The following is an 11,589-nucleotide window of genomic DNA, read 5'->3' on the forward strand; positions in this document are numbered from 1 at the left end:
CGGGAGAACGGCGGCGCCCGCAGAATCAGGCGCCGCCCCTAGACCGTCAGGCCGGCTTAGGCAAGTTTCTCCTTGACCTCGGCTGCGACGTTGGCCGGAACCTCGTCATAGTGCGAGAAGATCATCGTGTACTGCGCCCGCCCCTGGGTGAAAGAGCGCAGCTCGTTGACGTAGCCAAACATGTTGGCCAGCGGCACGAAGGCCTCGACTGCCTGGGCATTGCCACGGGTGTCGGTGCCCTGGATCTGCCCGCGCCGCGAGTTGAGATCGCCGATCACGTCGCCGAGATAATCATCGGGGGTGACCACCTCGACCTTCATGATCGGCTCGAGCAGCTTGATCCCGGCCTTCTGCGCCACTTCGCGCATCGCCCCGCGCGCGGCGATCTCGAAGGCGATCGCGCTCGAGTCGACGTCGTGATAGGCGCCGTCGATCAGGCGGATGGTGAAGTCGATGATCGGGAAGCCGACGAGGTGGCCGCTGGCGGCCTGCTCGCGGAAGCCCTTCTCGATCGCCGGGATATATTCGCGCGGAATGTTCCCGCCCTTGATCTCGTCGTGGAAGATGATCCCCTGCCCGCGCTCGCCGGGGGTGCAGATCACCTTGACGCGGCCGAACTGGCCCGAGCCGCCCGACTGCTTCTTGTGGGTGTAGTCGACCTCGACCTCGCGGGCGAGATATTCACGATAGGCCACCTGCGGCGCACCGACATTGGCCTCGACCTTGAACTCGCGGCGCATGCGGTCAACGATGATGTCAAGGTGAAGCTCGCCCATCCCCTTGATGATGGTCTGGCCGCTTTCGTGATCGGTCGAGACCCGGAACGAGGGATCCTCCTGCGCCAGGCGATTCAGCGCGATGCCCATCTTTTCCTGGTCGGCCTTGGTCTTCGGTTCGACCGACAGCTCGATCACCGGCTCGGGGAACTCCATGCGCTCCAGGATGATCGGCTTGGCCGGATCGCACAGCGTGTCGCCGGTGGTGGTGTCCTTCATCCCGGCAAGCGCGACGATATCACCGGCAAAGGCCTCGTCGATGTCCTCGCGGTTGTTCGAGTGCATGAGCAGCATGCGCCCGATCTTTTCCTTCTTGTCCTTCACCGAATTGAGCACTTGGCCCTTGGTGAGCTTGCCCGAATAGATGCGGGTGAAGGTGAGCGAACCGACAAAGGGGTCGTTCATGATCTTGAACGCCAGCGCGGCGAAGGGCGCATCGTCGCTCGAGGGGCGCTCGGCCTCCTCGTCGGTGCCGGGCAGCACGCCCTTGATCGGGGGAATGTCGAGCGGCGAGGGCATGTAATCGACCACCGCATCGAGCAGCGGCTGCACGCCCTTGTTCTTGAACGCCGAACCGCAGGTGATCGGCACGAAATCGCGCGCGATGGTGCCCTTGCGGATCAGCTTCTTGATGGTCGGCACATCGGGCTCGTTGCCTTCGAGATAGGCCTCCATCACCTCGTCGTCCTGCTCGACGACCGTCTCGATCAGCTTCTCGCGATATTCGGCGGCCTTGTCGGCCATGTCGGCCGGGATCGGGATGAATTCGTACTTCGCACCGAGGCTCTCGTCCTTCCAGACGATCCCGCGGTTGTTGACGAGATCAACCACGCCCTGAAGGTTGCTCTCGGCCCCGATCGGGAGATAGAGCACCAGCGGCTTGGCGCCGAGCCGGTCGATGATCGACTGCACGCAGTAGTAGAAATCAGCGCCGGTGCGGTCGAGCTTGTTGATGAAGCACATCCGGGGGACGCCATACTTGTCGGCCTGGCGCCACACGGTTTCCGATTGCGGTTCCACACCGGCCACACCGTCGAACACCGCCACCGCGCCGTCGAGCACGCGCAGGGACCGCTCCACCTCGATGGTGAAGTCCACGTGGCCAGGGGTGTCGATGATGTTGATGCGGTGCTTGGGCATGCCGGCACGCAGCGTCTCGGGATCGCTCATCGGGTCCTTGGTCGGATCCTCGGCGGTCCAGAAGGTGGTGGTGGCCGCCGAGGTGATGGTGATCCCGCGCTCCTGCTCCTGCTCCATCCAGTCCATCGTCGCGGCGCCATCATGCACCTCGCCGATCTTGTAGGACTTGCCGGTGTAATAGAGGATGCGCTCGGTGGTGGTGGTCTTGCCGGCATCGATGTGCGCCATGATGCCGATGTTGCGATAGCGCTCCAGCGGATACTCGCGGGCCATGTGAGGTTCCTTCAATGTCAGGGGGCCGCCGGGACGCGGTCAGGCCCCATATAGGGAAAAATGTGACAGCCAGAAGACCCTGCGCCTCGCCAGGGGCAACAAAACCCCGCGCGCGCCTTCCGGCTGTCCCGATCCCGCGTCTTACCAGCGATAGTGCGAGAAGGCGCGGTTGGCATCGGCCATGCGGTGGGTGTCCTCGCGCTTCTTGACGGCATTGCCGCGGTTGTTGGCTGCATCCATCAGCTCGGCCGAGAGCCGCGCGGCCATGGTGGTCTCCGGACGCCCGCGCGCCGCGGCGATCAGCCAGCGGATGGCCAGCGCCTGGGCGCGCTCGGGGCGCACCTCGACCGGCACCTGATAGGTCGCCCCGCCAACGCGGCGGCTGCGCACCTCGACTTGGGGCTTCACATTGTTGAGCGCGTCATGGAACAGCTGCAGCGGATCGGTCTTGGCCTTGGCCTCGACCGCGGCAAGCGCGCCATAGACGATCTTCTCGGCCACCGCCTTCTTCCCGTCGAGCATCAGGTTGTTCATGAACTTCGACAGGATCTGATCCCCGTACTGGGGATCGGGCAGGATGACCCGCTTTTCGGGACGACGACGACGTGACATCTTGAATAACTCCTTCGGAGTGGCCGCTTGCCTCGCGCAAGCGCCCTGCGACTCCGGCCCGCTCCGCGTTCGCGACCTTTTTGGCCGGCCACCCGGAAGCCACCTGGTCGGTGGCTGGGTGGAGCGAAGGACCTTTGCCCCGTTGAAACCTTACTTCGGACGCTTGGCGCCGTACTTCGAGCGCGACTGCTTGCGATCCTTCACCCCCTGCGTGTCGAGCACACCGCGCAGCACGTGATAGCGCACACCCGGCAGGTCGCGCACGCGCCCGCCGCGGATCAGCACCACCGAGTGCTCCTGCAGGTTGTGGCCTTCGCCGGGGATGTAGGAGATCACCTCGCGGCTGTTGGTCAGGCGGATCTTGGCCACCTTGCGCAGCGCCGAGTTGGGCTTCTTCGGGGTCGTCGTATAGACGCGGGTGCAGACGCCGCGCTTCTGCGGGTTCTGCTCCATCGCAGGGACCTTGCTCTTGGCCTTCTGCGGCTTGCGGCCCTTGCGGACCAGCTGGTTGATCGTCGGCATTAAGCGTTTCTCTCTTCACCTGGTTTGCCGGCACGCGCACTTGCGCGGCCGGGGCGCCCCGTTACGGGCGGAAAGCCACTGCCCCTCTTGCTGGAGGGGCGCCGCTACCTTCCTGAAGGCCGATGCGCCTGCGCGCGCCGACCATCCCGCCGAGGCTGGTGAGCACGGGTGCCGGGCGATGTTGGGAAGGGAGGATTGCCTTGCGCGAAGCCCTCGCCCCGGATCTGATCCGGGGGACAAGCTGGAAAAATGCCCGCCGCGCAGGCATCCTTGCTCACACAAGCCGAAACGCTCCACCCATCTCGCGCGGCCCTTCGGCCACCGGGTTACTTTGCCGGCCGCCACCCTGCGAGAGGACAACGCACCGCCAATGTTCAGCCTTGCCCAAGGGGGCACGCCCCCAAAGGATGCGCGCCCATAGGCGGGTTTGGGGCGGGGGTCAAGGGCGCGTCGGCCTGCCGCTCCCCGTCATGGCGCGATCGGCTGGCGGCAGGTGCCCCCGTTCGGCACGAATGGGAAGGTGGCAGACGCGGGAGGCGTCTGGCGCAAGGGTCACAGCAAACGTCCCTGCTTGCCCGCATCCGTATCCTCGCGCCGCGCCTGTTTGCCCACGGCCACATCGACCAGCGGGATGTTGGGCCGCTTGCCCTGGAACATCTCGGCGAGCGTGAGGATTTGCAGGCGCGGATATTTGCGCCCCGTCGTGGGGTTTTCCCAGAGGCCCACGGCGGCGGCATCGCGCTCCATCGGCGGGTCGGGGCCTGCGCGGTGATGAGCACGCCGATGGGCGCGCGCTCGCGCTCGATCACCTGCGCGAGGCGGCCGACATCCTTCACCCCCACGCCCCCGCCCTTGACCTCGACAATCGCGCGCTCGGTCTTCTTGCCATCGGGCTTGAAGTAGATGATGCCATCGATCCCGCCATCGGCGCCCTTGCGCCCGCCCTTCCACGGCTGGGCATCGACCACCGACAAGGCCCAGAGTTCAAACTGGTGCTTGTCGCGCGCGGCAAGATCGAGCGCGGAGCCAAGGTGTTGCGGGCGTCCGATCACCTCGAAGGTAAGCCCGGGGAAGGCCTGCCGCATCCGCTTTTCGATCAGGCCGATGGCCAGGTGGGTGACATCAATCCCGATCCATTGCCGCCCCAGTTTCTGCGCGGCGTGCACCGCGGTGCCGCAGCCGCAGAAGGGATCGAGCACCACATCGCCCTCGTTGGACGAGGCGGAAATGATGCGCTCGAGCAGCGCCAGCGGCTTTTGGGTGGGGTAGCCGAGGCGTTCTTGGGCTTGGGAGTTGAGGGGCGGGATGTCAGTCCAAACGCTTGTGATCGCCATACCCTTTTGCTCATCAAGATACCTCTTGAAGCGAGGCACCTTGCCAGGTGCACTCTGGACGATAAGGCCATCGTCGTAAGCCTTCTGCATTCTTTCTTTCGTCCAACGCCAAACTTTTGTTACGCCAAGAAACTCATAGGTCAGATTGGGCCTATTTTTGTTTGGGTTCAGAAGGTTATCTAGCTGATAGCGACGGCCAGTTTCTGGCTCAATTTGCGAATAGTGGCTTTCGACATAGCTCTCGTCGTATTCGCCGTATTGCGGATGCCATGCAGCACCTTCGCTCTTTCGATAGAAGAAGATTACGTCATGGCTGGACGGGAACCGCGTGAAAGCGTGGCCTTTCGGCGCCGTCCGCTCCCAAGCTATTTCGTTAACGAAACAGCGCGCCCCAAACACCCCATCCAGCAGCAGCTTGAGATAATGGCTCGCGGTAGGGTCGCAGTGCAGATAGAGGCTGCCCGTGGGCTTCAACACGCGGTGCAGCTCGATCAGCCGCACCGCCATCATGGCCAGATAGGCCATCATGTCATTGTCGCCGAGGAAGCGGCGCATCGCGTTGAGCAGTTCAAAGGCCTGCGTACGCCCGCTTTTCATCACATCGTCAAAGGCTTGCTCGGCGGATGCGTTCCAGTGCCAGGTGTCCTCGAACGCCTCGATCTGCGCGTCGCTGTCCGCCCCTTCGGGCGATTTGAACAGGATGTTGTAATTGGCGTTCGAGTTGAACGGCGGATCGAGATAGACAAGATCGACGCTCTCATCGGCGATGTGCTCGCGCAGCACGGCAAGATTGTCACCGAAATAGAGCTTGTTGGGCATGGGCCAGCCTCGCCTGTTGCTTTCCTGCAAAGAGCAGCACACAGGCGCCCCGGTCAAGCCCGGGGAGACGAAAAGCGAAGGCGAGGCTGGCCCAGCGGCGCCCCGCCCTCCATGGGACGCGCCTTCCCCCTTTCCTACCGCCCCCGCCCCCTGCCACCCTTTGCCTCGTGGACCTGCCGCCCCCGCTCGAGCGCCCGTCGATGCCCAAGTGCAACAAGCGTAAGGTGGCGCGGCAGGCGACTTCCGAGGTGGCCTTTGAATTCGCGCCCGCGGTGATTGGTGCAGACGACCCGCTGCTCGACTTCACCCCCTATCGCCACAAGGCCCTGCGGCGCAATTCGATCACGCCCGATCTCCAGCGCGCCTTCATCGCCCGGCTGGCCGAGACGGGGATCGTCAAATCCGCCGCGGCCCATATCGGGCGCAGCCTCGAGGCGCTCTACAAGCTGCGCCACCAGCCCGGCGCGCTGGCCCTATGGGGTGATGTTTTCGACCTGGTTCGGCTGCTATGCCGTCGTGGGTCTGAGCGCGCCTGGCTGACATCGGCCAAGCGGCGCGAGTCGGCCTTGGGGCCAAATGGGAGCGATTCGCCCGAGACCAACCGAATGCGCAATCGCGCGGCCAGCCGCGCCGCCTGCGCGGCGGCTTGCGCATCATCTCCCCAGCGCCCCACGGATCCGCAACCGTGCGGCGCCAAAGCCTGAAGCGAGGCGACAAAAAAGCCCCGGGGAGCGCCCGGGGCTTTCTGTCGATCTCAATCAGCTATCTCAGCGCGAGCCGAGCAGCCAAAGAAAATAGTTCCACACGGCGCATCTCCTTTAGCGTTTCCGCAAGACACGCGTTAACAGAAAATTAACCTTAATCAACCGTTAATTGCAGCCCGCCCTCCGCCCATCATCGCGGTCAGCTCGGACATGGTGATCGCGCGCGAGAACAGATAGCCCTGCCCAAGGTCGCAGCCCATCGCCCGCAGCATCGCCGCAACGGCCTGGCTCTCGACCCCTTCGGCCACCACCACCTTTCCGAGCGCATGGGCGATCTCGATGGTGGCGCGCACCACCGCCCGGCTTTCTTCCGAGCTCACCATGTGCTGGACGAAATGCTTGTCGATCTTGAGTTCGGAACTCGGCAGCTTCTCGATATATTCGAGGTTTGACTGGCCAGTGCCGAAATCGTCGATCGACAGCCCGATCCCGCGCTGCTTGAGCGCAGCGATCTGCGGGGCGATGCGGTCATCCTCGAGCTTGGCGGTCTCGGTCAGCTCGAGCACCAGGTTGCCAGGGGGAAAATCGTGCCGCCCGAGCAGCGTCATCATGTCGAACAGCAGCTGGGTGTCGCTCAGGCTCTTGGCCGACATGTTGATCGCCAGCTTGAAATTGGGATCGAGCGCGATGGCGCGCTTGCCCTCGATCAGCGCCTTTTCCATCACCAGCAAGGTCAGCTCGTTGATACGCTCGCTCGCTTCGGCGGCCAGCACCAAATCCTGCGGATTGATCGGCTCGCTTCCCTGCGGCTGCCAGCGGATCAGCGTTTCGGCCCCGACGATCCGGCCTGTGGCCAGATCGATCTTGGGCTGATAGGCGACCCCGATGGCGCGCTCGCGCAGGCCCTTCTCGAGCATGCGCAGCAGTTCGATACGGTGGTTGCGCGCCTCGAGATGGGCTGCATCATTGATCAGCAGGCGCGCCCCGCGCGCGGCGGCTTCCTCGGCCGCCTGCATCGCCTTCTTGATCCTGAGGCCAAGCGGCAAGTCGCTGTTGGTGTCGATCCCCAGCGCCGGGGCGCCGCTGGCCGATTGCCAATCATGCCCGATCGCGGTCTTGAGCATCAAGGCAAGGCCATCGGCGTGGCGTTCAAGCTCGAGCCGATCCATGCGCGGCGCCAACCAGACCAGCAGGTCGCGCTCGAAGGCCACGTCGCCGGCCTCGCCCGGCCCCCTGACGAAGGCGATCAGACTGTTGACGAAGTCGCCGATCTCGCGCGCCGAAAGTTCCTCGGACATGGCGGTGAGATTGGCGATCTTGAGCGCATAAACATCGACCCGGGGATTGGGCCGATCCGAACTGATCGCCTGCGGCGAGACGGCATCGACATCGCGGTTGAAATACTTGCGGTTGAGCCGGGCAAAGCCGAGGCCGGCGGCGCCGAGCGTCAGCAGCGCCGGCATAATGTCGAGATTGAAGCCGAACTCATCTAACACGAGCGGAAGCAGAAGAAGCGCGGCGATGCACAGCCCCACCACCCGGCGCGAGCGGCCGCGGATGACGGCGATCGTCAGCACCGCGAGGCCCGCCGCCAGCAAGGCCGGGACCCAGCCCAGATCGACCGGGGTGCCGCGCCTCAGCGTATGCGCGCCCATGATATGAAAATAGGCGCCCGGCAGCACAGAATCCGCTCCGAAAGGCATCACAAAGACATCGGTGGAGGCGAAATAGGCCTCGCCGATGATCACCTTCTTGCCCTCGAGCGCACCCCTCGCAATCTTGCCCTCGAGCACGTCAAGGTAACTCAGGCGCGGGATCGAACGCGGATCGAAAGCATAATCAGGCCGGTAGCGCAGGGCTGGCCCGGCGTAGTCAGCCATCTCGGCCGAAAGCGAGCGATAGGCCTTTTCGCGCAACTCCGCCCGCGTATCGAGTGTGATCGACAGGCCAAAGGGGCTGCCCATGCCCAACATGCTTGCAAGGCCCGCTCGCGAACGGAAATGCGGCAGCGGCAAGATTTCCGGCCCTATCTGAGCGCCCAATCGCGTCTCCGGGCTGAAGCCCAGCCACACCTTGCCCCGGTGGCGCGCCAGGGTCTCGGCAAAGCGCGCATCGGCCTCGGGGGTTTCGGGATCGGCATGGGCCCGGTCGAACAGGATCTTGGCGGCGCCCGCTGCGGCCAGCCGGTCGATCACCTCGCTGTCCTGGATGCGCGAGGGGATCCGGCCGCCAAAGGCCGCGATGGTGCGATCATCGATGGCGATGAAGACAATGTCCTGCGGCGCCGGACGCAGGCGCAGCTGCGCACGGGCAGCGCGGTAGAGATCCTCGGCGGGCAGCGGAAGATCGATCGCGCCTGCGACCACCCCGAACAGGATCGCCAGCAGCGCCGCCATGATCCGCTTGCCACGCAGCAGATCGCCCTCCTTGCGCCGCCCCAGCTCGCGCCTGAGATCGGACAGGCCATCATCGCCAAGACCGCGCGCGCGCCGCAGTGCCTTGGTGAGCGATGTAAAGATTGGGATCATCCGGCCCGGCGCCTTCCTCGGGATTAACCATAGCAATCCCTAGAGGAGCAAAGTTAAGGCAATGCAAACGCGCCGCTCGGTGCCCGGTGGCGCGGCTCAGATCACCTGTCCGGCGAGCAGCCCGAGAGCGATCGTCAGCCCCCCGAGGCCGAGCGAGAGCTGCCAGCGCAGCCGCAGGAAATCGCGCGTGGCAAGACCAAGTGCACGGTCGATCAGCGGCGAGAACGCGATCAGGGCGCCGAGATAGAACAACGCCGGGCCGGGCCATTCCCAGCCGAAGGTCCAGGGCAGGAACAGCGCCACGGCAATGAGGCTCGGCAGCACCGCCACGCCATAGGCCCCAGCGCCCATGCGCCCCGCGGCCAGCACCTGCCCCCACCACACCCCGCCAAGAAAGCTGAAGATCGCCGCGGCATAGGCAAAGCCCCCGGCGAGCGCCGAATAGCGCCATTCATGCCCAATGAGGATCAGCGCGATGCAGATGATCTGCGGCACGAGCCCGGCATAGCCGAGCGCGCGCGCGGCGGGGGAAAGCTTCAGGTGTCCGTCCATCGCAGCGCCAACCCACGCGCGGCCATGCCGGTTCCCGCCCGCGCGCGCAAGGCTTGCAGGCGGCGCGCGATTGCGCCACCACGCCCGTCATGGAGCTGTTTGATCTATCGGGCCGGGTGGCGCTCGTCACCGGGGGCAATGGCGGGATCGGCCTTGCCATGGCCCGCGGGCTGGCAAAGGCCGGCGCAGGCGTGGCGATCTGGGGCCGCAATGCACACAAGAACGCCGCCGCGGCCGAGGAATTGCGCGCGCTCGGCAAGGGCGAGGTGCTGGCGCTTGACTGCGATGTGGCCGATGAAGCCGCAATCGAGGAGGCCATGGCGGCAACGCTCGATGCCTTCGGGCGGCTCGATGCGTGCTTTGCCAATGCCGGGATTGCGGGTGCGGGCGCGGCCATCCCTGACATCACCCCCAAAGGCTGGGACCATACGCTTGCGGTCAACACCCGCGGGGCAGCGCTGGTCTATAAGCACGCCAGCCGCCACATGATCGCCCGCGCCGAAGCCGGCGATCCGGGGGGCAAGCTGATCGCCACCTCCTCCGGCCAGTCGATCATGGGGGTCAACCGCTCGTCCGACTATGCCGCCTCGAAGGCCGCGCTCAACGGCCTCACCCGCGCCGCGGCCTATGAGCTGGCGCGCTACCAGATCACCGCCAACGCCCTGCTTTTCGGCTACTATGAGACCGAGATCACCGCCAAGGCCAACCCCAGGTTTGCTGAGTGGATGGCCAAGCGCATTCCGCTGCGCCGGCCGGGCGATCATGCGGGGCTTGAGGGCCTCGCCGTGTTCTTCGCCTCGCCCCACTCCGATTACATCACCGGGCAATGCCTGCCGGTCGATGGCGGGCTGTGCATTTCCTGAACAGGGGAACGCCGCCCCTCGCAGACCGTTAGGCCATCACCCTCTCCCAGTCGGAAGCCCCCCGCCCCGTGCCCGAAGACGACAGCATCCCCGATTTCGATCACGCCCCCGATGACCCGCGCCGCCAGCGCGCGGTGCCGGCGGGGCGGATCGCGCGGCTTTCGAGCTTCGGCCGGCTGGTCGGGGGGGTTGCGGGCGGGATGGTGGCCGAGGGCGCGCGGCGCCTCGCCAGCGGCGACGGGATCAGCGCGCGCGAACTCATCCTCACCCCCGGCAATGTCCAGCGCCTCGCCGATCGCCTCTCCCACCTGCGCGGGGCAGCGATGAAGATGGGGCAGATGATCAGCCTTGATGCCGGCGATTTCCTCCCGGCAGAGCTGTCGCGCATCCTTGCGACCTTGCGCGATCAGGCCCATTTCATGCCCACCCGCCAGCTCGATGCGGTGCTCAAGAGCGAATGGGGGGCCGATTGGCGGCGCCATTTCCGCTGGTTCAACCCGCGCCCGATTGCCGCTGCCAGCATCGGCCAGGTGCACAAGGCGCTCACCCGCGAGGGCGAGGAACTGGCAATCAAGGTGCAATATCCAGGCGTTGCCAAAAGCATCGACAGCGATGTGGACAATGTCATGACGCTGCTGAGGCTCGCCGGCTTTGCCCCGCCCGAGCTTGAGATCGACAAGCTGCTTGCGGCGGCCAAGCAGCAGCTGCACGAGGAGGCCGATTATGCCCGCGAAGGCCGCCAGATGGAGCTTTACCGCGCGCGCCTCGCCGACACCCCCGGCTTCGTGGTGCCACGGCTCCACGAGGGTCTGACCCGCGGGGCGATCCTGGCGATGAGCTTCGAGGACGGGGTGAGCATCGAGGAGCTTGCACACGAGCCGGCCGCGCGGCGCGACGAGGTCTTTGCCCGGCTGATCCGGCTGGTGGCGCGCGAATTGTTCGAATTCGGGGTGATGCAGACCGATCCCAATTTCGCCAATTACCGCTATCGCCGCTCCACGGGCGAGATCGTGCTGCTTGATTTCGGTGCCTGCCGCCCGGTCGATCCCATGGTTGCCAATGGCTACCGCCGGATGCTCGAGGCGGGCCTCAAGGGCAATGCCGAGGAGGTGCTCGCCGCCACCATCGCGGCCGGGTTCATGCTGCCGATCGTCGCCGAGAAGCACCCCGAGCGCGTGGGGCGGATGATCGACATCGTCATCAACGAGATGCGCGCCGATGCGCCCTTCGATTTCGGCGACCGCGCCTTCATTCCGCTGCTGCGCGAGGAAGGCTGGGCGATCGCGCAGGACAAGGACACCTGGGCCTTCCCGCCGATCGAGACCCTGTTCGTGCAACGCAAGGTTTCGGGCACCGCGCTGCTCGGTGCGCGGATCAAGGCCAAGGTCAATGTGCGGCGCATCGTCGAGGAGGTGCTCGCCAGCACCGCGCCGCACCCGGCCGCGGCGGCCTGACGGCTCCACCCG

9 protein-coding genes are annotated in these 11,589 nt (G+C 65.5%); 3 read left to right on the forward strand and 6 right to left on the reverse strand.

The window, feature by feature from the left end; genetic code table 11:
• Window positions 1-56: 56 nt before the first annotated feature.
• The 4 genes from fusA to G524_RS14755 all read right to left on the reverse strand — a co-directional run bounded on the left by fusA (window position 57) and on the right by G524_RS14755 (window position 5,476).
• The gene (gene fusA / locus G524_RS0102530) at window positions 57-2,189 is read right to left on the reverse strand and encodes an elongation factor G (protein ID WP_027442298.1); all 2,133 of its coding nucleotides are present in this window, start codon (window positions 2,187-2,189) and stop codon (window positions 57-59) included.
• A 141-nt stretch (window positions 2,190-2,330) separates the two neighbouring features.
• Entirely contained in the window at window positions 2,331-2,801 is a 471-nt protein-coding gene (gene rpsG / locus G524_RS0102535) for a 30S ribosomal protein S7 (protein WP_027442299.1), read from the reverse strand.
• A gap of 150 nt (window positions 2,802-2,951) precedes the next feature.
• Entirely contained in the window at window positions 2,952-3,323 is a 372-nt protein-coding gene (gene rpsL / locus G524_RS0102540; protein ID WP_027442300.1) for a 30S ribosomal protein S12, read from the reverse strand.
• A gap of 374 nt (window positions 3,324-3,697) precedes the next feature.
• Window positions 3,698-5,476 (reverse strand): site-specific DNA-methyltransferase, encoded by a 1,779-nt coding sequence (locus G524_RS14755; RefSeq protein WP_245561268.1) that lies wholly within the window; start codon window positions 5,474-5,476, stop codon window positions 3,698-3,700.
• 200 nt (window positions 5,477-5,676) lie between these two features.
• On the opposite strand from G524_RS14755, the gene G524_RS17040 reads away from it, so the two are divergent.
• Window positions 5,677-6,180: a hypothetical protein gene (locus G524_RS17040; protein WP_211219260.1), complete on the forward strand. Its 504-nt coding sequence runs from the start codon at window positions 5,677-5,679 to the stop codon at window positions 6,178-6,180.
• 158 nt (window positions 6,181-6,338) lie between these two features.
• On the opposite strand, the gene G524_RS0102555 is transcribed toward G524_RS17040, so the two are convergent.
• Together G524_RS0102555 and G524_RS0102560 are read right to left on the reverse strand one after the other, a co-directional pair.
• Entirely contained in the window at window positions 6,339-8,708 is a 2,370-nt protein-coding gene (locus G524_RS0102555) for an EAL domain-containing protein (protein WP_027442301.1), read from the reverse strand.
• 96 nt (window positions 8,709-8,804) lie between these two features.
• Window positions 8,805-9,260 carry a DUF3429 domain-containing protein gene (locus G524_RS0102560; protein WP_027442302.1) on the reverse strand — a complete coding sequence of 152 codons (456 nt, stop codon included), beginning with the start codon at window positions 9,258-9,260 and terminating at the stop codon, window positions 8,805-8,807.
• 89 nt (window positions 9,261-9,349) lie between these two features.
• Here G524_RS0102560 and G524_RS0102565 point away from each other — a divergent pair, with 89 nt between their 5' ends.
• Window positions 9,350-10,123: an SDR family NAD(P)-dependent oxidoreductase gene (locus G524_RS0102565; RefSeq protein ID WP_027442303.1), complete on the forward strand. Its 774-nt coding sequence runs from the start codon at window positions 9,350-9,352 to the stop codon at window positions 10,121-10,123.
• Between the two features lie 68 nt (window positions 10,124-10,191).
• Window positions 10,192-11,577: an ABC1 kinase family protein gene (locus tag G524_RS0102570; RefSeq protein ID WP_084625009.1), complete on the forward strand. Its 1,386-nt coding sequence runs from the start codon at window positions 10,192-10,194 to the stop codon at window positions 11,575-11,577.
• The last annotated feature ends 12 nt before the right edge of the window (window positions 11,578-11,589 follow it).

Origin of the sequence: Erythrobacter cryptus DSM 12079, from assembly GCF_000422985.1 — a bacterium.
Lineage (GTDB): Bacteria > Pseudomonadota > Alphaproteobacteria > Sphingomonadales > Sphingomonadaceae > Erythrobacter > Erythrobacter cryptus.

Excerpts from the sequence above, each read along its gene's own strand:
- fusA (WP_027442298.1), bottom strand. The coding sequence starts at position 2,189 with ATGGCCCGCGAGTATCCGCTGGAGCGCTATCGCAACATCGGCATCATG.
- rpsG (WP_027442299.1), bottom strand. The coding sequence starts at position 2,801 with ATGTCACGTCGTCGTCGTCCCGAAAAGCGGGTCATCCTGCCCGATCCC.
- rpsL (WP_027442300.1), bottom strand. The coding sequence starts at position 3,323 with ATGCCGACGATCAACCAGCTGGTCCGCAAGGGCCGCAAGCCGCAGAAG.
- G524_RS14755 (WP_245561268.1), bottom strand. The coding sequence starts at position 5,476 with ATGCCCAACAAGCTCTATTTCGGTGACAATCTTGCCGTGCTGCGCGAG.
- G524_RS17040 (WP_211219260.1), top strand. The coding sequence starts at position 5,677 with ATGCCCAAGTGCAACAAGCGTAAGGTGGCGCGGCAGGCGACTTCCGAG.
- G524_RS0102555 (WP_027442301.1), bottom strand. The coding sequence starts at position 8,708 with ATGATCCCAATCTTTACATCGCTCACCAAGGCACTGCGGCGCGCGCGC.
- G524_RS0102560 (WP_027442302.1), bottom strand. The coding sequence starts at position 9,260 with ATGGACGGACACCTGAAGCTTTCCCCCGCCGCGCGCGCGCTCGGCTAT.
- G524_RS0102565 (WP_027442303.1), top strand. The coding sequence starts at position 9,350 with ATGGAGCTGTTTGATCTATCGGGCCGGGTGGCGCTCGTCACCGGGGGC.